The sequence below is a fragment of the Erythrobacter mangrovi genome (assembly GCF_013260645.1).
GTDB classification, from domain to species: Bacteria; Pseudomonadota; Alphaproteobacteria; order Sphingomonadales; family Sphingomonadaceae; genus Qipengyuania; species Qipengyuania mangrovi.
This window is the reverse complement of the sequence record NZ_CP053921.1, coordinates 1,696,229-1,721,606: the sequence shown is the minus strand read 5'-3', so window position 1 is coordinate 1,721,606 and position 25,378 is coordinate 1,696,229. Positions and strand designations below refer to the sequence as shown.

The following is a 25,378-nucleotide window of genomic DNA, read 5'->3' as shown; positions in this document are numbered from 1 at the left end:
GGCAGGAGCCGACAGCGAGGTGCCGCGTCAGAAAATTCCCATTCCGATCCCTTCCACAAGCGACGCACCCAGAAGGTGGGCTCTTTCGATATCCTCACGCCGCGGCGTCTTATGTGCGAGGATATCTTCCGAGGTTTGGGCTTCCATGTTGACGATCCAGGGTTCTGCCACCCGCCGCAACCGCCATCCTGTGGCGATTCGGTCGATCTGCCGCTGGGCCCCCTCGCCATCCGACCCTGCCGCGATGATTGTGGCGTAGGGCTTGCCCTCGATCCGGCCCAGTACCGGGTAGTAGCAGCGGTCGAACATCTCCTTCATCGCACCGCTCATGGTCGCGAGATTCTCAGGGCAGGCGAACAGAAAACCACCTGCCGCCAGGAAATGCTCCGGCCCGACCTCGTCCGCACGTAGCAAGAGAGCCTGCTTGCCCGCCCCCTGCGATGCAGCGCACGCCAGTGCCTCCGCTGTGCCGGTGCGGCTATGCCAGGCGATAAGGAGCTGCAGGTCATCCATCAGCCCAGCATCGCGGGCACTTGTCGATTGTCAATCTCGTCGACCTTTCACAGTGGAGCACCGACGGTTAGACTGCGCCATGGCCTCCCACGCACTCTCCCATGTTTTCGGCGTCACCCAATCACTAACGGGCCGGGCCTGGCGCTGGCGGGGAGGTAATATGGAACTGGCTGGCGGGCTCGGCTCCGGCCAGGACATAGTCGACCAGCTGCTGCTCGCGAGAGGTGTCGAGCGAGACGACCTTGCCCGCCATCGCAACCCGACCCTGCGCGCCTTCCTGCCCGACCCATCGGCTTTCCGGGACATGGATAGCGCTGCCGATCGCATTGCGCAGGCCGTGCTCAGCAATGAGCGGATCACCATCTACGGCGACTACGATGTCGACGGCGCAACCAGCTCCGCGCTGCTGATCCGGCTACTGCGCGAACTGGGCCTTTCTGCGGACTATTACATCCCTGACCGGCTGCTCGAAGGTTACGGTCCGTCGGGCGAAGCGCTTGTACGATTAGGGCAACAAGGCAGCAGCCTGATCGTGACAGTCGATTGCGGCGCGATGGCGCATGAAGCACTTGCCATGGCACACGATGCCGGGATCGATGTCATCGTGGTGGATCATCACAAATGTTCCGCTGAGCTCCCGCGGGCGCTGGCCCTGGTCAATCCCAACCGCCTGGACGAAGATGATCTCGCTGCTGCCCACGGCCACCTTGCTGCTGTCGGAGTGGCGTTCCTGCTTGCGATCGCCGTGGTCAGGACGTTGCGCGCCCAGGGCTTCTTCGAAAGGCGCAAGGAACCGGACCTGCTCGCGCTGCTCGATCTTGTCGCGTTGGGTACGGTGGCGGACGTAGCGGCCCTTCACGGCCTCAACCGAGCTTTCGTGGCGCAAGGCCTGAAGGTCATGGCGCGGCGCGAGAATATCGGCATGTCGGCGCTGATCGACGCCAGCAGGCTGAAACGCGCACCTGGCTGCTCCGACCTCGGCTTTGCGCTGGGTCCACGCATCAATGCCGGCGGGCGGGTCGGCGAATCGACGCTTGGCGTTCGCCTGCTGACTACCGACAACCCGGATGAGGCGCGCGCCATCGCGGCACAACTTTCTGCCTTGAACGAGGAACGCCGAGCTATCGAGGCGGCGGTGCAAGAGGCTGCGGAAGAACAATTGGCCGCGCAACATAATCGGGCGGTACACCTGCTGGCGGGCGAGGGTTGGCACCCAGGAGTGATCGGGATCGTTGCCGGACGCATCAAGGAAAAGACCGGCAAGCCTGCGCTGGTGATCGCGCTCGATGCTGCCGAAGGACAAGGTAAGGGTTCGGGTCGTTCGATCGCGGGTGTCGATCTTGGCGCAGCGATTATTCGCGCGCGTCACGAAGGACTGCTGGTGGCTGGCGGCGGCCATGCCATGGCGGCAGGCCTGACGGTCGCAAGCGACAAGGTGGACGAACTGGCCGAGTGGCTCGATGTCGAGTTGGAGGGCGCAGTTGCGCGCGCGTCTGCCGAGCGTGAGATGCTGCTCGACGTCGCGGTCGCGCCGGGCGGTCTGGTTCCGGAGCTGGTCGAATCGCTCGAAGCGGGCGGTCCCTATGGCATGGGCTGGCCCGGTCCGCGCGTGGCGGTAGGACCCGTCCGGCTCGTCAAATGTGACATCGTGGGCAGCGATCACGTACGGCTCATCGCAGCGGGCGACGACGGGCGCAGTTTCAAGGGTATCGCCTTCCGTGCTGCCGAGAGCGAATTGGGACAGGCATTGCTCCACGGCGCACAGGGTCGCCGGCTATGGCTGGCTGGCCGGGTCAAGATTGACGATTGGGGCAGTCGCCCCGCCGCCGAACTCCACCTCGAGGATGCGGCCTGGGCCTGATCGGGGCCAGCATGGCGGGCGCGTGACATTGTAGGGTTGACGCCTGCAGGTCTCCCCCCTAAGTGCGCCGCCACGCCACCGATGTGGCCCCTTCGTCTAGCGGTCAGGACGCGGCCCTTTCACGGCTGAAACACGGGTTCGATTCCCGTAGGGGTCACCACGGTGGCGTTTTTCATTCCAGCGGCGTAGATACCCGCGATTAGGAATGGCCCCTTCGTCTAGCGGTCAGGACGCGGCCCTCTCACGGCTGAAACACGGGTTCGATTCCCGTAGGGGTCACCAGCCTTTCATGACAGCACTCTGATTACGGTTGGCACAGCCGTACCCGCACGGCTAAGCCGCGGCGCAATGCATAGGCGACCCTTTCCCTGGTCCGGATTCGCACTGGCGCTGGTCGGCAGCCTCGCGCTCTTGATCTCGGGCCTCGACTTTGCATGGGCTTTCGCGGTGCTGCTCTTGTGGACCGGCTCGCTCTGGCTGGTCGCAGCGCCACCTCCCCCGACCGAGCGGCGCACATCAAACGGCGGCTTTTCGCGCGATTCAATGCGCGACCTTTTCGAACATTCCGAAGCGCCCGTGGTGATTACAGAACGCGACCGTGTGGTCATTGCCAATCACGCTGCGCGTGGACTGCTCGGCACGCATATCCTTGGCCAGGACGTGCGAATGGCGCTGCGCCAGCCAGAAGCCATCAGGCTCATCGAACAGGGCGGAGATGGTGGAGCGGTCATTCGCGGCCTGGCCAGGCGCAACGATATCTGGCGGATCAATCGCAAAGCACTCGACGAAAATCTCTCGGTCATCGAACTCGTCAACAAAACCGCCGAAGCGGACATTGCCCGCGCCCATACCGACTTTGTAGCCAACGCGAGCCACGAGTTGCGCACACCGCTTGCCGCGATCATCGGATACGTCGAAACACTTCGCGAGGATCCGGCGTCACTCGACAGCACCATGGCCGAACGGTTCCTGGGCACGATTCACCGCGAAGCGCGGAGGTTGCAGGATCTGGTCAGCGACCTGATGTCGCTTTCTCGGATCGAAGCGGAGAAACACGAACTTCCCGACCAGTCGGTCGACCTCGGCGCGCTGGTCGAACGCGCCGCACGCGACGCTGCGGGGAGCGAACGGCAGGACAGGCTGGATTTCAAGGCTGCTGGGCACTTTACCGTTCGCGGCGATCCGCAACAGCTTGAGCAGTTGGTACGAAACCTCGTTGATAACGGCTTCAAATACGGCGCTTCCGACGCACCTGTTTCCATCCGCATCGAACCGCGCGGCAAGAGCCGCTTGCGCTTGACCGTCAGCGATCGCGGAGAGGGGATTGCGCCCGAACACCTTCCTCATCTCACCCGACGTTTCTACCGCACCGATCCGGGGCGCAGCCGGGCTTCCGGTGGGACTGGGCTCGGCCTTGCGATCGTGAAGCATATTGTCGAACGCCACCGTGGACGCCTCGATATCGAGAGTACGGTTGGCGAGGGAACGAAGGTTGCCGTGATCCTTCCGCTGGAACAGGAAGCCGAGGCCGAATAGGCGCGCAGCTCGGCGCCGATTTCCACAACCTGTCCACAGGTCAGATACGGCTGAGCAGGGTCTGTCACAGAACTGTAATTTGCCGGTCATAGACGCGTCGCCGAAACGTCACTTCCCCGAAAAGGATTCGGAATGACCCGCAAGTACCGTCTTACTGTGGCGGCTGCCGCGCTCAGCTGCACCATGGCCACCCCGCTCTATGCCCAGTCCGTTACGGTTTCGGCTGAAGAGCTGTCCGCCATGCGCGCCCAGCTCAGTGCAATGAATGCGCGAATTGACCAGCTCGAAGGTGAGCTGGCCGCCGCCAAGGCCGCGAACGACGCGCAGGACGCCACCATCGCGGCGCAGGCCGAGGCCGTGGCTGCGATCCCGGCTCCCAAGGAACCAACCACCAAGATCTCCTGGAAGGGTGCGCCCGCACTGGAAGGCGAAGGCGGCTGGAGCTTCAAGCCGCGTGGTCGCCTGATGTATGACGTCGGCTTCACCAGCGCACCGGAACCCACCGGTCGTGAGGACGGCTTCGGCAATGAAGTCCGCCGCGCACGCCTTGGCGTCGAGGGCGATATTCCCGGCGGCTTCGGTTACAAGTTCGAGCTCGACTTCGCCGGCAACGAGGTCGAAGCGGCCGACGCCTACCTGTCCTATAGCGACGGCCCGCTGGAAATCATCGTCGGCCACCAGAACAACTTCCAGTCGCTGGAAGAGCTGACCAGCAGCCTACACACCACCTTTATCGAGCGTGCGGCCTTTACCGATGCGTTTGGTTTCGAACGCCGCATCGGTGCATCGGCAACCTACAAGAACGGTATCGTCCTGGCCCAGGCTGGCCTGTTCACCGACAATTTTGCCGATACCGAAAGCAAGAACCGGGGCGCCGATGCCCGCTTCGTCTTGATGCCGAAGTCCGGCAAGACCCAGTTCCACCTCGGCGGTTCGATCCACTACAACAATATCGACGATCCGGCCGCGACCGTCCGCTATCGCCAGCGCCCGCTGGTCCACTTCACTTCGGAACGCTTCATCAACACCGGCAACCTTGCGGCCGACAGCGAATTCGGTCTGGGTCTCGAAGGCGCAGTAGTCTCGGGTCCGTTCCATGCCGCCGCCGAAGGATATTGGCAGAAGGTGAACACGCCGGGCGCAGGCGCCGACCCGACCTTCTTCGGCGGCTATGCCGAAGCCGGCATCTACCTGACCAAGGGCGATACGCGCGGCTACAAGAGTGGCAAGTTCGACCGCACCAAACCGGCAAACCCTGTCGGCAGCGGCGGGATTGGCTCGCTCCAGTTCAACCTGCGCTACGACTTTCTCGACCTGAATGACGCCGGTATCCTTGGTGGGAAGCAGGATGCCTTCCTTGCGTCGCTGGTGTGGAAGCCGACCGCCTATACTCTGTTCGCGCTCAACTATGGCGCGCTCAAATACGACGACGCCGTCTATGCAGCGGCGGGAGGCGATACGTCCTACACCGTCGATGCCTTCGGCCTGCGCGCGCAGATTGACTTCTGATGACTTCGCTGGAGCGGGGCATTTTTTGCTCTGCTCCGTCGAAAGTCATACGCGTGTCGCAACCGTGTAACATTGAGGCGCTCTTGCGCCGCTAGCTATCAACGAAGAGGCTTATCATCATGAAGACCAAGTCCCTCATTTTCGCCGCCGTCTCAGCCGCTGCCCTCGCCGCCTGCGGCGGCAGCGGCGTCAGCACTGCCACCCGCGATTCGATCCGCGCTGCCGGTTCGTCGACGGTCTATCCCTTCGCCAAGGCCGTTGCCGAAGCGTTCAGCCGCGACAATCCCGACTTCAAGGCACCGATCATCGAATCGATCGGTTCGGGCGCCGGCATCGAAACGTTCTGCAAGGGCGAAGGATTCGAGACCCCGGACATCGCCAACGCTTCGCGCCGTATGAAGGCTAGCGAGTTCGAGACCTGCAAGACAAATGGGGTGACCGACATCGTCGAAATCCAGGTCGGTCTTGACGGCATTGCACTGGCTTCGGCGAAGGGCGGGATCAGCATGAACCTGACCCCCAAGATCATCTACGAAGCGCTCGCCGCCAACCCCTATGGCAAGCCGCAGGCCGCCAAGACCTGGAAGGACGTCGACGCCTCGCTGCCCGCCATTCCGATCCTCGTCTATGGCCCGCCGTCCACCTCGGGCACCCGCGACGCGCTCAAGGAACTGATCCTCGAAGCCGGCTGCAAGACCGACGAAGCGACCAAGGCGCTGAAGGAAACCAACGAGGACGAATTCAAGAAGGTCTGCACCGAAGTCCGTTCGGACGGCGCCTATGTCGACCAGGGTGAGCAGGACAACCTGATCGTGCAGAAGATCGAAGGTAACATGAATGCCGTCGGCATCTTCGGTTATTCCTACCTTGAAGAAAACCTCGACAAGCTCCAGGGCCTGACGGTCAATGGCGTCGAACCGACCTATGACAACATCGCCAGCTTCACCTATCCGGGTGCGCGTCCGCTGTTCATGTACGTCAAGAAGAACCACCTCGATGCTGTTCCCGGCCTCAAGGAATATCTGGTCGCTTGGACCAAGATGTGGGCAAAGGATGGTCCGCTGGCCAAGCATGGGCTTGTAGCCTCGCCGGATGACGTTATGGCGGCGAGCACCAAGGCAGCCACCGAGTACACCCTGCTCGACGGTTCGCAGCTCAAGTAAGGTAACGAATAACGCATGTCGCCAACCATCTTGCTTCTCCTGGCCCTTGGCCTTGGGCTTGCCGGATGGTTGGCGGCCCGCGCACGCGCCTGGACCTTCCGGCGCGCCAGCCCTGACGGGCGCATCTCCAGCCTACCGACCTACCATGCGTGGTACGTTGCGCTGTGGGTTACCCTGCCCGTCCTGGCTTTCATCACTTTGTGGTCGGCTATCTCGCCGGGGCTGATCATTCAGTCCGTGCTGGCTGATCCTGCCGCGGCCGAACTTCCTGCATTCGGATTCCAGCGAGATGCGCTCCTCAACGAGGCCCGCAACGTGGCGACGGGGGCCGCGCCCGCCGTGTTCAATCCGAAGGCGACCGCGCTGATCCAGCCCTATCGCGATGCGATTTCCTTCTACGGAGGCATCGGCATCGCCGCGACGCTGGTGATCGCCTTCCTCGCAGGCGCCTGGGCCTTCCTGCGCCTGAAACCCGATTTCGCCGCCCGTTCCAAGGTTGAGCGAATCGTGATGACAATTCTGCTCTGCGCATCGCTGGTCGCGATCCTGACCACGCTCGGCATTCTCGCCAGCCTGGTGTTCGAGACGGTGCGCTTCTTCGGCATGGTCTCGCCGATCGATTTCCTGTTCGGTACGCACTGGGGGCCCGACCCCATGGCCCGCGCTGCCGCGGTCGACGGCAGCCGCTACGGCGCCATCCCGCTGTTCTGGGGAACGATTTTCATCGGCGCGATCATTGCGATGATCGTCGCGATCCCGCTGGGCCTGATGAGCGCGATCTACCTTACCCAATATGCCGATCCGCGGCTGCGGGCATGGATCAAGCCCGCGCTGGAGATCCTCGCAGGCGTTCCTACCGTCGTTTACGGCTACTTCGCGGCGCTCACCATCGCCCCCGCCATTCGCGACCTGGCACTGGCGATGGGCGTGTCGAATCCATCGAGCGAGAGTGCCCTGGCCGCAGGTCTCGTCATGGGCGTGATGATCATTCCCTTTGTTTCCTCGATGGCGGACGATTCAATCGCGGCGGTCCCTCAGGCAATGCGCGACGGCAGCCTGGCCATGGGTGCGACAACCAGCGAAACGATCCGACGGGTGCTGGTTCCTGCCGCGCTCCCCGGCATCGTTGCCGGCGTCATGCTGGCGATCAGCCGTGCTATTGGCGAAACCATGATCGTGGTTATGGCAGCCTCTACCGCAGCGAACCTGACTGCCAACCCGCTCGAGGCGATGACCACCGTTACCGTGCAGATCGTTGCCATGCTTACCGGCGAAGGCAGCTTCGACCATCCTGCGACCCTGAGTGCCTTCGCGCTGGGCTTTGTCCTGTTCATGGTGACGCTCGGGCTCAACTTCGTCGCGCTGCGCGTCGTCAAGAGGTTCCGCGAAGCATATGAATGAGCGTGTCGCCCCGACCCGCACCGCTTCCTTCGAAGCGCGACTGCAAAAGCGCTACGCAGCCGAGCGTCGCTTCAAGGCGGTTGGCCTGGGGGCAATCCTGTTTTCCGTCGCCGTGCTACTGTTCCTGCTCGCAACGATGACTTTCAACGGCATCGGCGGCTTCCAGCGCGTCGAGATGGATGTACCGATCGATTTCACACAGGCCGGGATTGCCGCCGATCCGACAATGATGACTCAGTCGGGCGCGGCAAATTCGCTCCAGGCGCAGGGTCTGTCCGAAGTCGTGTCGTTCTATGCCAGCCAGGCATTGGGCGACGAAGCCGCCGCTGAGATTGGCCCCGACGCCTGGCGCGATGTTGCTGCCGCAATCATCGCCGACCCGTCGATCCTGCGCGAGACGGTGACTTTCTCGCTACCTACTTCTGCGGACCTCGCTTCGGGCTATTCGGGCGAAGGGTCTGCGGAAATGCAGACCCTGGCGCAGAAGCTGGCCGATGAAGGCAAGCTCGCGAAGAATTTCGATCCTGGCTTCCTCGGCCGTTCGGACGCGACCAACCCGCAACAAGTGGGTATCTGGGGCGCGCTCAAGGGTTCGATGCTGACCATGCTGGTCACTCTGCTGATGGCCTTCCCGATCGGCGTGCTGGCCGCACTCTACCTCGAAGAATATGCCCCACGGAACCGCTGGACCGACCTCATCGAAGTGTCGATCAACAATCTCGCTGCGGTCCCATCGATCATTTTCGGCCTGTTGGGCCTGGCTGTCTTCCTGACGATCTTCCCCAGTTACCGCTCTGCGCCGCTGATCGGCGGCCTGACGCTGGCACTGATGACCATGCCGGTAATCGTCATTTCCGGCCGCAACGCGATCAAGGCTGTCCCGCCGAGCATTCGCGATGGTGCGCTGGCAATCGGCGCGTCGCCGGTTCAGGTCGTCTTCCACCACGTCCTGCCGCTGGCCCTTCCCGGCATCCTGACCGGAACCATCATCGGCATGGCCCGCGCGCTCGGCGAAACCGCACCGCTGTTGATGATCGGCATGCGCGCATTCGTTTCGACGCCACCAGACGGGCTCACCTCGCCGGCCACCGTATTACCGGTGCAGATCTTCCTGTGGTCCGATGAAATCGACCGCGGCTTCGTGGAGCGCACCAGTGCGGCGATTATCGTGCTATTGCTGTTCCTGCTCGTTATGAACGGGCTCGCAATCTACCTGCGCAACAAGTTCGAGAAAAAGTGGTGACCGTAGTTCACGAAAACCTTGAAACCACCGACGCCAAGATGCGTGCGCGGGACGTCTCCGTATTCTACGGCGACAAGAAGGCTATCGACGAGGTTTCGATCGATATCCCGACCGAATACGTCACCGCCTTCATCGGCCCGTCGGGCTGCGGCAAGTCGACCTTCCTGCGCACGCTCAATCGCATGAACGACACGATCCCTTCCGCCCGCGTGGAAGGCGAGATCACGCTCGACGGCGATGACATCTATCGCTCGAAGATGGACGTCGTGCAGCTGCGCGCGCGGGTGGGTATGGTGTTCCAGAAGCCCAACCCCTTCCCCAAGTCGATCTACGAAAACATCGCCTATGGGCCCAAGATTCACGGCCTTGCCGAAGGCAAGGAAGAGCTCGACGCGATCGTCGAACGCTCGCTCAAGCGCGCCGGCCTGTGGGAAGAGGTGAAGGATCGCCTTCAGGACAGCGGCACCGCCTTGTCGGGCGGTCAGCAGCAGCGCCTCTGCATCGCCCGGGCCATTGCCGTCGATCCTGAAGTGATCCTGATGGACGAACCCTGCTCGGCGCTCGATCCGATCGCCACCGCGAAGATCGAGGAACTGATCGCCGAACTCAACGGCCGCTACGCGATCGTCATCGTCACGCACTCGATGCAGCAAGCCGCACGTGTGAGCCAACGTACGGCCTTCTTCCATCTCGGAAAAATGGTAGAGTATGGGCGTACGTCCGACATATTCACCAATCCACTGGAGCAGCGCACCCAGGATTACATCACGGGTCGATACGGGTAAGGTCATGGCATCCATGCACGAACACACGGTCAAGGCATTCGACGAGGACATCACCCGGCTGCGCGGCCTGATCGCGGAGATGGGCGGCCTTGCCGAAGCCGCGATCCAGGACGCGCTCGAAGCGTTGGTCAAGGGCGACGACGAACTGGCCAAGAAGGTCGTTAAGGGCGACAAGAAGATCGATGCGCTCGAAAGCGAGGTCGACAAGTTGGCAGTGCGCATCATCGCACTGCGCGCGCCAATGGCCGATGACCTTCGCGAAGTGATCGCCGCACTCAAGATCGCCGGCGTGGTCGAACGCATCGGCGACTATTCGAAGAATATTGCCAAGGCGAGCCGCGAAATCGGTCCACACCGCAAGCAGTTCGAACCGCTGACCCTCCTCCCGGCCATGGCCGAGGTGGCGGGCGAAATGGTCCACGATGTGCTGACGGCCTATGCAGCGCGTGATGCCGAACTGGCTCGTGAAGTGATCGCTGCCGACGAAAAGGTCGACGCATTCTACAACTCGATTTTCCGTAATCTTGTCAGTCATATGGTGGAAAATCCTTCCACCATTTCAAGTGCAGCGCAGCTGCTGTTCGTAGCGCGCAATCTCGAACGTATTGGCGACCACGCAACCAACGTGGCCGAAATGGTACATTTCGCCGCCACGGGGCACTATCCGCCCGATGGGGATGGTTGACATAAAACTGTAGTAGAAGGGTCATAGAGCCGTGCCGACCGAAACCAATTCATCTCGGGAAGGCAAGGATTTGCACGCCGCCAAGCTACTGCTCGTCGAGGACGATCCGGCTCTTTCGGAACTGCTCGAATATCGCTTCGCCAATGAAGGCTACCAGGTCCGCGCGACCGCCGATGGCGATGAAGCGCTGATCCTTGCTTCCGAAGATACGCCCGACCTCGTCATCCTCGACTGGATGATCGAAGGGACCAGCGGGATCGAGGTCTGTCGTCGGCTACGCCGCGACAAGGAAACCGCGCACGTACCCATCATTATGCTCACCGCACGCGAAGCCGAGGACGATCGCATTCGCGGCCTTGAAACTGGCGCGGACGACTATCTCACCAAGCCATTCAGCCCACGCGAGTTGCTGGCACGTGTGGCCGCGGTCATGCGGCGCATCCGCCCTGCCCTGGCGGGTGAGACGATCGAAGTAGGCGATATTTCGCTGGACCCGGTGGCCCACAAGGTGATGCGCCGTGGCCGCGCACTCCAACTCGGTCCAACCGAGTACCGCTTGCTCAAGTTCTTCATGGAAAGTCCGGGCCGCGTCTTCAGCCGCGGGCAGCTGCTTGACGGCGTGTGGGGTACCGAAAGCGATATCGAGCTGCGCACGGTCGACGTCCATATCCGGCGACTGCGCAAGGCCATCGAGATCGAAGGCGCAAAGGACCCGATCCGCACCGTGCGCAGCGCAGGCTACTCACTCGAGCCGAATTGACCGGTTAGCTGCCGGATCCCGGCAACATTTCCAGCCAGCGGATGACGTAGGCCTGCAGCGCGATCCGCTTGCTGGACCAGCTGTGATCGGTCGCTTCGTGGATCGCGACCACTTGTGACCCGCCTTCCTTGCGGATCGCTTCAACCAGCGCATCGGTCATAGAGGTAAGACCGTCATCGGAACTGAGGATGAGATTCGACTTCCCTGCGAGCTGCGGGGCGAACTGCAGGAAGTCGAAGGCATTCCGGTTCGCTATCAATTCCTCTGCCATCAGCTCAGGCGTCGTGTCAGCGAGGGTTTCCGCATTCCCCGCCGCACGCTGGGCAAGATCGTCCGGCTCGAGCCGCCCGACCCAGCCCATATTCGCCGCCGATATGAGCCCCATGCCGAGCAGGCGATCATCCCGTCCTGCGGTCATCGCCGCGACCCAGCCTCCCATCGAGTGGCCAAGGATCGCCATGCGATCGGGATCGACGCCGAGCGCGGCCGCATTCGCCGGATCGCGTAGGAAGGCCAGCACGGCGGCAGCATCTTCGGGATTCTGGGCGAACCGGAAGGATCCCGGGCTACCCCAGAACCCGCGATAGTTGAAGGTCACCGCGTTCCATCCCGCGCGCCTGACAGCCTGCGCGAGGTCGAGGTTCTTTTCGTTGCCTGGCCAGCCATGGCAGATGACCAGGGTTGGGTGCGGACCCGGGCCCCCAGCAAGATAGGCGATACCGTTGATGCTCTCCCCACCACTGGGAATGTGGAGTGTTTCCATCCGTGCGGGATATTCACTGTCGGGTACGGGGTCGGTGTAGATGGCGGCGGGGATTTCCCGGCTATCCTGTGCGGCCGCTGGTGGGGCCAACGCGGCCGAAACGAGGTACAGAGTGATCGTAAGCACGAAGCTCTCCCAAAGCCTTGATGCGCCGCTTGTCACACGGGTGTGGTCAGGAGGTCCAGCAATATCAGGCCCGCGATAGTCAGGAAGGCGGCCCCAACTCCGCGATCGATCCAGCGCCTTGTTGCCGGATCGTCCATGGTCCGCGCGAGGCTTCGTCCGGCGAGGATGTAAAGCGTGCCCACCAGCAGATCGAGCACCAGCGCAACCAGCGCCAGTGTCACGATTTGGCCGGTGATCGGTTGGGCGGCATCGATGAAAGGCGGGATCAGCGCGACCATGTAGATCAGCGATTTCGGGTTGCCGATGGCGACTACAATGCCGTCGCGGAAGGGATTGCCATCGGGTGCCTTGCGTGCGGCTTCCTGGCGGTGTTCTTCGGTATGGAAGGAGTGGCGAATGGCCTTGAGACCGAGCCATGCCAGATAGGCAGTACCCGCCAGTGCCAGCAGCCTGAAGGCCAGTGGGTATGCCCTGGCCAACGTGCCAAGGCCGAAAGCAGCCAAGGCCCACCATACCAGATATCCGAGCTGCATGCCCAGCAGCGCGATGTAGCCTGCCCGCGTGCCACGCCAGAGCGCCTGCCCCATGACGAACAGCATCGACTGCCCCGGTACGAGGCTGGTCGTCGTCGTCACCAGCATAAAGGCGGCGAGTTTCTCGGGATCGATCATGGCGCGCGCCCTAGTGGAAGTCGCGGCTTGGGGGAATAATTCGCACATCGCGCGGGTGCCCGCCACGCCAACCGCAGTCACGGTTACCGAGTGGCGGTTCCTGCCACGGCTCGATCGGTTGGTAGGGATCGTCGGTCCCGGTCCTGAGATTGTCGCGCGGATTAGATTTGTCGGGCAGCGGCGAATTGACATGATCGGCCCGGGCAACCGGCGCGTTGAGCATGTTATCGGACAGGCCGTAGAGCGCGTCCGTCGCATCATGCATGTGATGTGCGATAACGTGTATCACTTCATCATCATACTCTACACGCCCCCTGACCTCTATCAGCCGGCTGCCCATCACTACCCGGCGTTGCTTCTCCATGAGATCCGGCCAGACGACGAGATTGACCACCCCGGTCTCGTCTTCCAGCGTGATGAAGCACACGCCCTTGGCCGAACCGGGGCGCTGCCGGATCAGCACCACACCCGCGACATGAACCATGCTGCGGAACTTGCGCTTGCGCAGGTCGCATGCGCGCACAAAGCCACGCTCGGCCAGGCTCGCGCGCAGGAAAGCCATGGGATGCGCCTTCAGGCTGAGTCGCGTGGTCTGGTAGTCCGCCACCACCTCTTCGCTGAGCGGCATCGCCGGCAGCTGCGTTCGTGATGTCTCGGCGCCCTCCTCGCGCGCCGCAGCGGCGGCAAACAACGGCAGCTCCGTGCCACTAATCAGGCTACGTGCGTCCCACAGCGCCTGACGCCGCGACAGCTTGAGCGAACCGAAGCAATCGGCGCTGGCGAGCCGCTCGACATGCGCCGGACCGATGCGGGCACGATCCCTCAGCGCCGTGACGCCGTGGTACGGCCCGTTCGATTCCCGCTCGGCAATCAGCCGTGCCGCCACGGCCTCTGGCAAGCCATCGACCTGCCGCAGCCCGAGGCGCAGCGCGACGTGCCTGTCCAAGCGGCGGTAATTTCCCCCGCTCTCGCGCTCATCCGCAACCTTCTCCAGCGTGCAGTCCCACTGCGACAGGTTGACGTCAGCCGGCAGCACCGTGACGCCATGCTCGCGCACGTCGCGCACGATCTGGGCCGGGGCATAAAAGCCCATTGGCTGCGAGTTGAGCAGGGCGCAGGCAAAGGCAGCGGGGAAGTGGCATTTGAGCCAGCTCGAGACATAGACAAGATGAGCAAAGCTCGCCGCGTGACTCTCCGGGAAACCGTATTCCCCGAAGCCCTTGATCTGGTTGAAGCAGCGTTGCGAGAAGTCCGGGTCATAACCACGCGCGACCATCCGGCCGACCATCAGCTCTTCCAGCTCACTAACCATGCCGCGACTGCGAAAGGTCGCCATCGCCTTGCGCAGTCGGTTCGCTTCGGCCGAAGAGAAACGTGCAGCGTCGAGCGCAATCTTCATGGCCTGTTCCTGGAAAATCGGCACACCCAGCGTCCGTTCGAGAATGCTCGAAAGCTCGTCGGGCGGGCCATGTTCGGGACCTGGCGCGGGGATCTCTACCTGTTCCGCACCACGCCGCCGTTTCAGATACGGATGAACCATATCGCCCTGGATCGGGCCCGGGCGCACGATCGCCACCTGGATCACGAGATCGTAGAACTCGCGCGGGCGCAGGCGCGGCAGCATGTTCATTTGCGCGCGGCTTTCAACCTGGAACACGCCGAGCGAGTCCCCCTTGCGCAGCATGGCGTAGGTTTCAGGATCCTCGCGCGGAACGGTGGCAAGGGTCAGCGTGCGGTCATGGTGCTCGTCGAGCAGGTCGAGGCACTTGCGGATACAGGTGAGCATGCCAAGCGCGAGCACATCGACCTTGAGGATACCCAGGGCCTCGATATCGTCCTTGTCCCACTCAATGAAGCTACGCTCGGGCATGGCGCCATTACCAATCGGCACGGTTTCGGTCAGCGCGCTTTCGGTAAGAATAAAGCCACCAACGTGTTGCGACAAATGACGCGGTATTCCAATCATTTGCTCGGTTAGTTTGAGAACCCGGCGGAGGTGCGGATCGGCCAGGTCCATACCCGTTTCGGCGGCATGCTTCTCGCTGATCTCGCGCCCCCATCCGCCCCATACGGTCTTGGCAAGCGCGGCAGTGACATCCTCGGTCAGCCCCATCGCCTTGCCCACCTCGCGGATCGCCATGCGCGGGCGGTAATGGATCACGGTGGCACAAAGGCCGGCGCGGTGGCGACCATATTTGCCGTAGATGTACTGGATCACTTCTTCGCGTCGCTCGTGCTCGAAATCGACGTCGATATCAGGCGGCTCCTTGCGCTCTTCGGAGATGAAGCGATCGAACAGCAGTGCATGCTTGGCCGGGTCGACGCTGGTAATGCCGAGGCAATAGCACACCGCCGAGTTCGCCGCGCTGCCGCGCCCCTGGCACAAGATCGGCGGATCAACCCCGCGCGCATAATCGACGATATCCTTGATGGTAAGGAAGTAGCGCGCCAGTTCGAGCTTGCCGATCAATTCGAGCTCGCGCCGGAGGGTCTGTTCGACACTGTCGGGTACACCGGCCGGATAACGCCATTGGGCTCCCTTCCAGGTCTCGCTTTCAAGGAATGCCTGCGGAGACATGCCGCCGGGGTAAAGCTCCTCCGGATATTCGTAGCGCAATTCGTCGAGCGAAAAGCTGCAGGCATCAGCCACCGCGCGCGCGGCGGCAATCGCATGCGGCCAGCGCTCGAACAGCTTCACCATGGTTGCAGGCGGCTTGAGGTAGCGCTCGGCATTGCCGTGGAGCAGGTACCCAGCAGCGGCAACAGTGGTCTTGTGCCGAATCGCGGTCATCACGTCCTGCAGCGGACGCTTGTCAGGTGTCGCATAATGCACGTCGTTGGTGGCGAGGATGGCAAGGCCATTCGCCTTCGCCAGCGCATCAAGTGTCGCAATCCGCGCAATATCGTCACCGGTATAGAGATAACTCGCAGCAAGATGGCGCAACGTCGGAAGTTGGCGGGTGAGATGGGTAAGAACCTCCGCCAGGGTTCCGCTGACATGCATCCTGCCCTCGTCAGGCCTGCCCGCTCCCGATGGGCGGAAGGGTACGACATTGCTCTCAACCTCGATGGTGAAGCTTGTGCCAAGGTCACGTGGCGGGATCAGGATCAGTTGTACGCCCTCAGCGTGCTGCGTGAGCATGGTGAGCGAGATGTCGCAGGCACCCTTGGCCTGCCATTCGCCGCCAAGCGTCGCCATCCGTCCAGCCGAGATCAGTCGGCACAGGCGTCCATAGGCCGCCCGATCGGTGGGGTAGGCGAGGAAATCCAGTCCTTCGACCGTTTCTATTCTGCAACCGATAAGTGGCTTCAGTTTAAGTGTTTTTGCCTCGACATGAACCCGTACTACCCCGGCCATCGTATTGGCATCGGCAATCCCGACCGCATCGTAACCCAGCTCACGCGCACGGGTGACCAGGTCGACCGCATCGGAAGCCCCGCGCAGGAAACTGAAACATGAAACCATCCCCAGTTCGACGAATGGTGCGCGCGGCAGCGGATCGATCGAATCCGGATCGAGGTCGATCGTTCGCCTGGGGGCCTGGAGATCGTTCTCGGGCATGGGCTAACGCTTATCCACCCGCCGCAGCGGCTATCGCGTATCCGTTGAAAGGCTCCCTGAATCGCACTTGTTCTTTATATGTTCTAAAACACGATCCTGCTAGCGGTGTGTGAAAAATGCGTCCTTTTCAGGTCGTTTACCGCAAGCCGAAAGGCGGAGTTTACCCTCTCGCGGGATGCTGCCGCAAAAGGAAGGCTTCCATGGCATCGGTCCCCGTCGCGAATAGTTTCCAAACAGATAGGCGCAGCGTCCGCAGGTGGTTGGTCGATTGTCCCGCCAGCCTGCGCACGACGGCGGGTACCCATCATGGCCGCCTGACTGACTTGTCCGAAAAAGGCGCCCGTTTCGAGGGCCCGGGCCTCCCCCCGGAAGGCGCCGACGCCATGCTCGACTGGGGGCTCAACGAAGTCTTCTGCAGGATCGCCTGGCGCAAGGACGGTGCCTGCGGGGTCTACTTCGAGCAGCCGATCCCCACCTATCTGGTGGAAGAGACGGCGCATGGCGTCGAGGAAAGTTCGATGCCGGTTGCGCAATGCGGGAATATTCCACTGGGGCAGAAGCGCGCGAGGTTGGGCACTTCCAGCACAGACTGACGGCTACGCGCACAACCCCTGCAGGAACCAATCGGGAGCGCCCCCGCGGCCATCGCCGATGATCCCCTGGCGATAGATCCAGTACCGTCGCCCGCGATCATCCTCGATCCGGTAATAGTCGCGTAGCCGGGTCGTACCGCGTTCGCGCCACCATTCGGGGGCAATCCGCTCGGGTCCCGCAACCCGCGTGACCTCATGCACCGAACCACGCCAGCGGAAGCGTTGCGGGTACCCATCGGGTGTGGCGTAGAGCACCGCGATAAGTTCAGGCCGATCGAGTATCTTCAGGGGCCTTTCGTGAAAGGCCAGCTCTCCTTGCGAGAGCGGCTCCGGTTCGAGCGGCGCCTGCCAGCGCTGCGCACATTCGGGCAAATAGCTGGCAAAGGGCACTGGGCGACGGACCGCATCTGAACCGAGGCGTACGGTGAGCCGGTCGATACAGGCTGCAAGGCTGGTACCTTGGCTCTCCGCCGCTGCCTCGATATCGTCCTGGGTCAACGCCAGTGGCTCGGCCCAGCTGGCACGCAGCCGCAACATCTCGATCCCGAATCCAGCATCCACATCGTCGAGCCGCGCGGCGAACAGACGGCAGATATGCACCGGATCGCGTGTTGCGGCGGCCATTTCGAGACGGCGGACGACCACTTCGCCATCGACCCGCCACAAGCCGAGTTCGAGGCGGCGAGCCCCCTGCCCCTTGCCTTCCAGTTCGCATGCCATGTCCACGGCAAGATCGCTTACTACCCGGTCGAGCAATTGGCGGTGTCGGATCGGCTCCATCAGTCTGCGCTGGACCAGTGGCATGTGCTGCGGGATCACCGGCAGCACCGGCTCGGGTACACGGCCAAGTAGCTGGTCGAGCCGGATCAGCGGGTTCGCCGCCGGCGACTTGCGGTTGCGAAAGCGCCGCTGGATCGCGTCGCGGCCCATAGTGGCGATATCGCCGATGCGTCTGAGGCCGAGGCGGCGCAACACGGTGACGACATCCGTATCGAGCCGTAGCGCCGCGACGGGCAGGTCAGCCAGCGCCCGCTCGACCTGATCCTCGACGATCGCCCCCGGTGGACCGAAATGCGCCAGTGCCCAGGCTGCACCCGCGGTCGGCGCGATAGCGGCGCGCATGGCAAGTTGGCGCTTCGCGAAAGCATCGCGGACATCGGCCAGGAGCTCTGCCTCCCCGCCGAACAGGTGCGGTACTGCAGTCACGTCGACCAGCAGCCCATCAGGCGCGTCGAGCGCCGACCATGGGCCCCAGCGCTGTGCCCACAGCGCGATCTGTTCGAGGAAGGCAAGGTCGCCTGCCGGGTCGCTCGGTGCGGTGGCGATATCGGGGCACACGGTCCGCGCGTCAGCCAGCCGCATGCCGACCCGCGCACCTGCCGTCACGCCCGCACGGTTGACCGCTTCGATCCGTGGGCCGTGTGCAGTATCGGCAATCAGAACCAGCGGCCCCGCGTCTAGCGCCCTGCCCGCCGCACCCATCGCCAGGCGCCAGCGGTCCAGCGCCAGCGCTGAGAGCCAGATGGCCAGGATGCGACGCCGTGACCGCCCCTCACCCCCAGGCGCGTTCATTCGCCTCGCAACAGCCGCCTGCGCTGCAGCCCCGCAGTCCAGTTCAGGCCGATGGTGTCGTTATCCGCAGAGCGCGGGCGCAGTGCCTGCAGCTTGCCGCCCGCCTCGTGCAACAGCCATTCGCCGGGTGCATGGCTTCGCGCGCGGAACAGTTCGGCCCGCCACTGGGGGGTACCGGGCGCCTGCGCATTCCAGCGCGGCGGCGTGGAGGGGGCGGAAGCAATTTCCCATCGCATCCGCGCCGAGGACAGGTCGCGCGCGGCATCAATCCGGACGAGGAACAGCGGTACGCCGTGCTTCTCGCTCGCCAGCGTCAAACGCCGCGAGGCGGTGAAGTCGAGCGCGCGGGGATTGCCCGCGATCTCGCCGATAACGAAAGCAAGGTCGCGACAATGCAACCCTTCCTCGAGCGCGAAGAGTGCATCCTCCGCCTTGTTGGCAAGCACGTGAATCAAACGCCTACGCAGGTCTTCAGGCAATCCCGCATGATAGGGTCGTCCGGTAAGCCGTGCCGCCTCACGCGTTTGCACCCACAGCACGCCGCGACGGTCCTGGACCTCCTGCCCCTCCCCGCGGGGCGCATGCCACCAGTCATCGAGGGCCAACGCAAGCGCGGCCGCAGCGCCCCCTGCTTCGCGTGACGTGGCGAACAGCTCGCTATGCAGCGCTGCCCCGGCTTGTCGCGCCAATCCCGGACGCCAGCGCGCACTACGGGGCACGGCGGCATCCGTGAAGCGTGCAAAGGGGGCCAAGGCGAGATCGGTATGGAGCATGGAAACAGATCCTATGTTCCGATTATGTTCCATATTGGAGTGATTCGCAATTCTCCCGTCCCCAACGAAAAAGGCCGCCCCCCGAAGGGAGCGGCCTCATCAATTCGCTTCCAATCAATTGCCGTCGGCAGGAGGATGGATCGGTACCATCGTCTCTTCACCGGCCACATCGTCGACCACTTCGATGATCCCGCGCCCGAGATGGCTCTGGCTGCGCGAATAGCCGAAATAGACAACCAGACCGAGCACACCCCAAGCCGGCAGGAACAGCATCGCCGCCAGTGGAAGGTTGAGGAAGAGCAGCAGGCAACCGATAATCGTCGCCGGCGCAACCACCCACACCATCGGCACTTTGAAGTGGCGCTTACGCTGCGGATCCTTCACACGTAGTACCATCACCGCAACAGCCACCATGAGGAAGGCGTAGAGCGTGCCTGCGTTCGAAATGTCGGCAAGCTGACCGACCGGGAAGAACGCCGCTGCAACCGCCACGGCAAGACCAGTGATGATCGTCACGATGTGCGGGGTCTTGAAGCGCGGGTGAACCTGGCTGAGCCTCTCCGGCAGCAGGCCGTCACGGCTCATCACGAAGAAGATGCGCGTCTGACCGAAGATCAGCACCAGGATAACCGAAGGCAGCGCAAGGAAGGCTGCTAGGCCGATCGCGTTGCCGAAACCGGTGAAGCCAAGCACCTTAAGCACATGTGCCAGCGGCTCGTTCGAGCAGACCAGCGCGTCGGCATATTGCGGCATGGCGCACTGGCGCGCGAGTTCCGGCGAACCAGCTTCGAGCGGGATGCCCATGGCATCGAGGATCGGCTGGCCACCGATGGTCCCGACCGCGCCGGCTGCAACAAGGACGTAGAACACCGTGCAGAACAGCAATGAGCCGACCAGCCCAATCGGAACGTTCCTTTGCGGATCCTTGGTTTCCTCAGCCGCAGTCGAAACAGCATCGAAGCCGACATAGGCGAAGAACATCGTCGCAGCCGCACCGACTGCGCCAACACCCGTGCCCCAGCCGCCGAAAACACCGGCAGGAAGGAACGGATTGAACCGGCTCGTATCGAAGTCCGAGCTCGTCAGCGTAATTGCGACAAAGGCCGTCAACGCAGTAACCTTGATCGCCACCAGCACGGCATTGACCTTGGCGCTTTCGCTAGTACCGATCACCAGCAAGCCAGTGACAAGCAGTGCGATGAGCAGCGCGGGAAGGTTGATGAAACCGCCATCTACACCGCCCAAGGCGAGCGGCCCGGCACTGAGCCAGGTGGGCAATTCAACTCCCAACCCTCCCAGCACGGTGCCGCTGAAATATCCCGACCAGCCGACCGAAACCGCACTTGCGGCGATGGCGTATTCCATGATCAGCGCCCAGCCCACGGTCCAGGCGAAGAACTCGCCTATGGTCGCATAGCTATAGGTATAGGCGCTGCCAGCAACTGGGATCATCGCCGCAATTTCGGCATAGCAGAGCGCGGCCACGATGCAGACCAGACCGGCAATGGCGAAGGCTATCATAAGGCCAGGTCCGGCCTTTTGCGCGCCCACCGCAGTCAAAACGAAAATACCCGTCCCGATCACGCAACCGATACCCATAAGGGTCAATTGGAACCATCCGAGCGAACGATGTAACGATTTCTTTTCCGCTGTCGCCAGGATGGCGTCGAGCGGCTTGATCCTGTCAAGGAACATGTGGATTTAACTCCCCTTGGCGGCGCGAGCTCTCCCCGCGCATCCCGAATGACGGCGGAAGCTAGCGGAACCACGAGTCATTACAAGGCGCAAACTGCGGGCTTTCCCCCCTTAAAGGTGACGTCTAGAAGACACGCCATGTCAACGACCTTCCAGCTCGAAACCACGACCTCACGCGCCAATCCGACGCCGCGTCCGATGAAGCGCCTGACCGTGCCGAAGATCCGCACGCGCAAGACCGACGGGATGAATGGCGAGCCATTGGTCATGCTGACCGCCTATACCGCCCGGCAGGCGCAGCTGCTCGATCAACATTGCGATATCCTGCTCGTCGGGGATTCGCTCGGGCAAGTTATCTACGGCCTGCCTTCGACGGTGCCGGTTACTCTAGAAATGATGGCCGCCCACGGTGCAGCGGTCGTACGCGGCAGCTATCATGCCGTGGTCGTGGTCGACATGCCGTTTGGGTCCTACGAGGCATCGAAGGAACAGGCGTTCGAAAGCGCGTCGTTCCTCGTCAAGCAAACCGGTGCAGCTGCAGTGAAGCTTGAAGGCGGAGCGCCGATGGCGGAGACCGTCGCTTTTCTCAACCAGCGCGGCATTCCGGTGATGGGACACGTCGGCCTTACCCCGCAGGCAGTCAACGTGCTGGGAGGTTACGCCGCGCGCGGGCGCACCGACGCGGAAGCGGAGACGATCGTCGGCGATGCCAAAGCGCTCGACGACGCCGGAGCATTCGCCATTGTGATTGAAGGGGTCGTCGAGCCTATCGCGATCGAGGTCACGCGGTCGGTATCCTGCCCGACGATCGGCATTGGTGCTTCGGCCCAGTGCGATGGGCAGGTACTGGTCACCGAAGACATGCTCGGCATGTTCGAACGTGTCCCCCGGTTCGTGAAAAAATACGAAGACATCGCGAGCATAATCGGCACGACTGTGGCAAACTATGCCGAGGAAGTGCGCAATCGAAGCTTCCCCGGCCCCGACCAGACCTACCAGCCCAAGGACTGAACCGATTGTGGCTACGCTTGTCCGCTATTATGGCTTCGCCATAATCTTCACGCTCGCCTGCCTTGGCCTTGCGGCATGGTATGGCTGGGAGAGCACCGGATCGATTGGGGGCACCGCATCGCTGCTCTGGATTGTCCTGGTCCTTTCAGTTCTCGAGATCTCGCTCAGCTTCGACAATGCCGTGGTCAATGCCTCGGTGCTCAAGGAAATGGACGAGGTCTGGCAACGGCGCTTCCTGACCTGGGGCATCGCCTTCGCGGTCTTCGGCATGCGCGTGGTATTTCCCCTGGCCATCGTTGCGATCGCGGCCGGGCTGGGACCGATCGAGACTATCAACCTCTCCCTCAACCGGCCTGACGAGTACGAACGCATAGTGTCGAGCGCGCATGTCGGGATCGCGGGCTTCGGTGGCGCCTTCCTTACGATGGTGGGGCTCAAGTTCTTTTTCGACCTCGAGAAAGACATTCACTGGATCCGCTGGATCGAGGAGCAATTGAGCAAGTTCGCCGCACTTCCAGCGGCGGAGATTGCAGTGCTCTTGCTGGCGCTATGGGGCATCTCCGAGATGCTTCCACCTGAGGAGGCACTGACCTTCCTGATCGCCGGCATCCTCGGCCTGGTTACATTCATCGCTGTAGAAGGGCTCAACGCCCTGCTGGAACTGAAGGAGGAGGCGCACAGGCTGCAAGGCGCGGTGGTGCGCAGCGGGCTTGGGGGATTCTTGTACCTCAATGTCCTCGACGCGAGCTTCAGTTTCGATGGCGTGATCGGGGCGTTTGCCCTTTCGAACAACATGATCGTGATTGCGCTCGGCCTGTCGATCGGGGCGATGTTCGTGCGTTCTATGACGATCCACCTAGTCCGCAAGGGAACGCTGGCAGCCTATCGCTTTCTGGAGCACGGTGCCTTCTGGGCCATAATCGTACTCGGCATGATCATGCTGCTGTCCGCGAAGTTCCACATTTCTGAAACCGTCACCGGCCTGATCGGGGCAGTGCTGATCGGGCTCAGCCTTGCCTGGTCGGTTCTGTATAATCGCCAGCATCCTGATGAGGCGAGTGAGCTAGGCGGTTAGCCAATGGTGCAGCGAGCACCAGCTGGAACAGGTGATAGAGCAAGAGCGGGACCACGATGAAGCCGGCAACCCCCGGCGGAAAGAGGATTGTGGCCAGTGGCGCACCGACTGCCGCGCTCTTCTGTGACCCAGCAAAGAGGAAGGCGATGCGATCACCGGGTGACAAACCAAGCACACGACCAAGCAGCCATGCCCCCCAATGGCCCACCGCAAGAAACGTCACGGTCAGCGCCAGTATCCCTACCCAACCGGCAACATCCACACGGCTCCAGATGCCCTGTCCGACCGCACCCGAGAAAGCGACGTAGACAGCCGTCGCAATGATGAAGCGATCGATCCAGACAATACGGTGTTTGTTCCGGGCTGTGAAACCTGCCGCTCTCACCTGCAACGCCTGACCGATCGCAAAAGGAACGACGAGGATCGCGAAAATCTTGATCACCGCGTCATTCCCAATTGCGCCCTCACCACTGCCGCCAAGGGCAATGAAAATGGGAACGCTGACGAAGACTCCAATGATGTTGAGCAAGGCGGCGCTTACCACCGATAGAGCCACGGTCCCCTTGGCGAGCGAGGTATATGACGTAGCAGACTGCACCGTCGATGGCAGGGTCCCGAGGTAGAGAAAGCCCAGCGCGACAAGCGGCGGCACGAACGAATTCCCGAGCATCGACAGGCCCAGCCCAGCCAATGCCATAGCCCCGAACACCCAGAGTACAAGCGGCAGGAGGAAACGCCAGTTGGCGATACCGGCCGCGATATCGCGGCGCGCAATGCGCAGTCCGTTCAGCAGGAACAGCACGAAAATGGCTGCATTGGCGATCGTCTGTGCCACGATACGCATATCGCCCGAGGCAGGGACCAGTACCGCTAGCACTATGGCCGCGCCAAGCATGCGCAACATCGGATCGGCAAGGACAGTCCTGGCAGCCATTTGCTGGCCGTGGCCTGCGACGATAGGTTTGTCGAGCACCTAGCGCTTCGAAAGCGAGCGCAGCTTGATTTCCAATTCGCGGCGGGTCGCAGCATCGCTTTCCGGAAGCGCAGCTACCAATGCACCAATAGCGAACGGGTTCAGCGGCTGGAGCGCATGAGCATCAAGCGCATAGCCGAGCGCAGCTTCGTGATCTTCGAGCTTGGTCGCAGCCACGCTGCGAGCAGCCACTACCCTGGGAACCCGCGCCTGTCCCAGTCGCATTGCATGGTCGAGCAGTAGTGCGGCTTCCTTCCACCGCGCCTCCGATGCATAGGTGTCTGCGAGCATGGCCGCCGCTTCCCCATTTGTCGGATGATCGCGGACAAAGCGTTCGAGCAGCTCCCGTGCGGCCATCTGATGCGGCTGGCTACGCACCAGACGCAAGGTCAGCGGCCAAGGGTGTCGCACTGCGGCTGAATGGAGGTAAGCTTCCCGCGCAGCCTCTTTGTCCCCCACTGCAAATTCAGCATCGCCAAGAATGCCATAGGCATCGCCGGAACCTGGATTCCGCTGCACATATCCTCGCGCACGATCCAAGGCGACAGCCACCTGACCTGTAGCCAACGCATGGCGCACAGTGGCGCGAGCTTCCAGTCCAGCTCCTGCCCCGCCAGCCATAGGCGCCTCGGGTGGAGTGAAACTAGGCAGAACCACAAGCGCACCCTTCTCCAATGCAGCTATATCAAGGTAAAGTGCTGCACTGACCCGGTCATCGAGCGCTTCGAAGCTGCGCCCCACCAGGGTACGCAGGTATGGCGTCCCCATGTCGCTCGCTGCACGCCGAGCAAACCGATGGATCAGTTCGCGGTCACGGCCGCCGGACGACAAGGCAGAGGCAAGCAGATCGACGACCCGCCCGTTGTCTGGCTGAAGCTGGTAGAGCCGCTCAAGTGTCTGCGCGGCGATGGCGTAGTTCTTTGCCCGGATATCGATAATCGCTGACAGCATAAGCGCGGCGGGCACGCCGGTACGCTCCAGGCCTGATCGCTCGAGCAATTGCCTCGCGAGCAGGATGTCATCACCGCGCGCCGCAATAACCGCCTGAACGAACAGTCCGCGCGAGTTGCCAAGCGCAGCGCCACCGGAACCGCGCAAAACCGCCAAG

The 25,378-nt window shown here is 62.5% G+C and carries 21 protein-coding genes and 2 tRNA genes; 14 read left to right on the top strand and 9 right to left on the bottom strand.

Annotated features, from left to right (window positions below; genetic code table 11):
- Positions 1-27: 27 nt before the first annotated feature.
- Positions 28-513, bottom strand: a complete 486-nt coding sequence (locus HQR01_RS08830) for a flavodoxin family protein (protein ID WP_173214385.1) — start codon at positions 511-513, stop codon at positions 28-30.
- 79 nt (positions 514-592) lie between these two features.
- On the opposite strand from HQR01_RS08830, the gene recJ reads away from it, so the two are divergent.
- The 11 genes from recJ to phoB all read left to right on the top strand — a co-directional run bounded on the left by recJ (position 593) and on the right by phoB (position 11,456).
- Positions 593-2,374, top strand: a complete 1,782-nt coding sequence (gene recJ, locus HQR01_RS08825) for a single-stranded-DNA-specific exonuclease RecJ (protein ID WP_173214383.1) — start codon at positions 593-595, stop codon at positions 2,372-2,374.
- A gap of 85 nt (positions 2,375-2,459) precedes the next feature.
- Positions 2,460-2,534 (top strand) — tRNA-Glu (locus HQR01_RS08820).
- 47 nt (positions 2,535-2,581) lie between these two features.
- Positions 2,582-2,656 (top strand) — tRNA-Glu (locus HQR01_RS08815).
- Between the two features lie 66 nt (positions 2,657-2,722).
- Positions 2,723-3,910 (top strand): sensor histidine kinase, encoded by a 1,188-nt coding sequence (locus HQR01_RS08810; RefSeq protein WP_173214381.1) that lies wholly within the window; start codon positions 2,723-2,725, stop codon positions 3,908-3,910.
- Positions 3,911-4,042: 132 nt separating this feature from the next.
- Positions 4,043-5,419 carry an OprO/OprP family phosphate-selective porin gene (locus HQR01_RS08805; protein ID WP_173214379.1) on the top strand — a complete coding sequence of 459 codons (1,377 nt, stop codon included), beginning with the start codon at positions 4,043-4,045 and terminating at the stop codon, positions 5,417-5,419.
- A 119-nt stretch (positions 5,420-5,538) separates the two neighbouring features.
- Entirely contained in the window at positions 5,539-6,582 is a 1,044-nt protein-coding gene (locus tag HQR01_RS08800; RefSeq protein ID WP_173214377.1) for a substrate-binding domain-containing protein, read from the top strand.
- Between the two features lie 15 nt (positions 6,583-6,597).
- Positions 6,598-7,983, top strand: coding sequence for a phosphate ABC transporter permease subunit PstC (gene pstC / locus HQR01_RS08795; RefSeq protein ID WP_173214376.1), 1,386 nt, complete (start codon positions 6,598-6,600; stop codon positions 7,981-7,983).
- On the top strand, positions 7,976-9,226 hold the full coding sequence (gene pstA, locus HQR01_RS08790; RefSeq protein WP_173214374.1) for a phosphate ABC transporter permease PstA: 1,251 nt from the start codon (positions 7,976-7,978) through the stop codon (positions 9,224-9,226). The genes pstC and pstA overlap by 8 nt, the downstream gene beginning before the upstream one ends.
- A 38-nt stretch (positions 9,227-9,264) precedes the next feature.
- Positions 9,265-10,011, top strand: coding sequence for a phosphate ABC transporter ATP-binding protein PstB (pstB, locus tag HQR01_RS08785; protein WP_234030312.1), 747 nt, complete (start codon positions 9,265-9,267; stop codon positions 10,009-10,011).
- 13 nt (positions 10,012-10,024) lie between these two features.
- Positions 10,025-10,696 (top strand): phosphate signaling complex protein PhoU, encoded by a 672-nt coding sequence (gene phoU, locus HQR01_RS08780; RefSeq protein ID WP_173216269.1) that lies wholly within the window; start codon positions 10,025-10,027, stop codon positions 10,694-10,696.
- Positions 10,697-10,766: 70 nt separating this feature from the next.
- Positions 10,767-11,456 (top strand): phosphate regulon transcriptional regulator PhoB, encoded by a 690-nt coding sequence (phoB, locus tag HQR01_RS08775; RefSeq protein WP_173216267.1) that lies wholly within the window; start codon positions 10,767-10,769, stop codon positions 11,454-11,456.
- Positions 11,457-11,460: 4 nt separating this feature from the next.
- On the opposite strand, the gene HQR01_RS08770 is transcribed toward phoB, so the two are convergent.
- From HQR01_RS08770 to HQR01_RS08760, 3 genes are read right to left on the bottom strand one after another with little or no spacing between them, the layout of a single operon-like run.
- Entirely contained in the window at positions 11,461-12,345 is an 885-nt protein-coding gene (locus HQR01_RS08770) for an alpha/beta hydrolase family protein (RefSeq protein WP_173214370.1), read from the bottom strand.
- A gap of 32 nt (positions 12,346-12,377) precedes the next feature.
- Complete coding sequence (locus HQR01_RS08765; protein WP_173214368.1) at positions 12,378-13,016, bottom strand: LysE family translocator; 639 nt, start codon at positions 13,014-13,016, stop codon at positions 12,378-12,380.
- 10 nt (positions 13,017-13,026) lie between these two features.
- Positions 13,027-16,578 carry an error-prone DNA polymerase gene (locus tag HQR01_RS08760; RefSeq protein WP_173214366.1) on the bottom strand — a complete coding sequence of 1,184 codons (3,552 nt, stop codon included), beginning with the start codon at positions 16,576-16,578 and terminating at the stop codon, positions 13,027-13,029.
- A gap of 116 nt (positions 16,579-16,694) precedes the next feature.
- On the opposite strand from HQR01_RS08760, the gene HQR01_RS08755 reads away from it, so the two are divergent.
- Positions 16,695-17,171, top strand: a complete 477-nt coding sequence (locus HQR01_RS08755) for a PilZ domain-containing protein (RefSeq protein WP_325064490.1) — start codon at positions 16,695-16,697, stop codon at positions 17,169-17,171.
- Positions 17,172-17,174: 3 nt separating this feature from the next.
- Here the strand turns inward: HQR01_RS08755 and HQR01_RS08750 are convergent, their stop codons facing one another.
- From HQR01_RS08750 to HQR01_RS08740, 3 genes are all read right to left on the bottom strand, one after another.
- A complete protein-coding gene (locus tag HQR01_RS08750) occupies positions 17,175-18,743 on the bottom strand; it encodes a Y-family DNA polymerase (protein ID WP_173214362.1) in 1,569 nt (522 codons plus the stop codon).
- Positions 18,740-19,516 carry a hypothetical protein gene (locus HQR01_RS08745; protein WP_234030098.1) on the bottom strand — a complete coding sequence of 259 codons (777 nt, stop codon included), beginning with the start codon at positions 19,514-19,516 and terminating at the stop codon, positions 18,740-18,742. Before HQR01_RS08745 ends, HQR01_RS08750 begins: the two co-directional genes overlap by 4 nt.
- A 114-nt stretch (positions 19,517-19,630) precedes the next feature.
- Positions 19,631-21,211 (bottom strand): amino acid permease, encoded by a 1,581-nt coding sequence (locus HQR01_RS08740; RefSeq protein WP_173214360.1) that lies wholly within the window; start codon positions 21,209-21,211, stop codon positions 19,631-19,633.
- Between the two features lie 138 nt (positions 21,212-21,349).
- On the opposite strand from HQR01_RS08740, the gene panB reads away from it, so the two are divergent.
- Together panB and HQR01_RS08730 are read left to right on the top strand one after the other, a co-directional pair.
- Entirely contained in the window at positions 21,350-22,222 is an 873-nt protein-coding gene (gene panB, locus HQR01_RS08735; protein WP_173214358.1) for a 3-methyl-2-oxobutanoate hydroxymethyltransferase, read from the top strand.
- Between the two features lie 7 nt (positions 22,223-22,229).
- The gene (locus tag HQR01_RS08730; RefSeq protein ID WP_234030097.1) at positions 22,230-23,297 is read left to right on the top strand and encodes a DUF475 domain-containing protein; all 1,068 of its coding nucleotides are present in this window, start codon (positions 22,230-22,232) and stop codon (positions 23,295-23,297) included.
- On the opposite strand, the gene HQR01_RS08725 is transcribed toward HQR01_RS08730, so the two are convergent.
- Together HQR01_RS08725 and HQR01_RS08720 are read right to left on the bottom strand one after the other, a co-directional pair.
- A complete protein-coding gene (locus HQR01_RS08725) occupies positions 23,230-24,270 on the bottom strand; it encodes a bile acid:sodium symporter family protein (RefSeq protein ID WP_234030096.1) in 1,041 nt (346 codons plus the stop codon). The genes HQR01_RS08730 and HQR01_RS08725 overlap by 68 nt on opposite strands.
- Complete coding sequence (locus HQR01_RS08720) at positions 24,271-25,377, bottom strand: tetratricopeptide repeat protein (protein ID WP_173214354.1); 1,107 nt, start codon at positions 25,375-25,377, stop codon at positions 24,271-24,273.
- Between the last annotated feature and the right edge of the window lies 1 nt (position 25,378).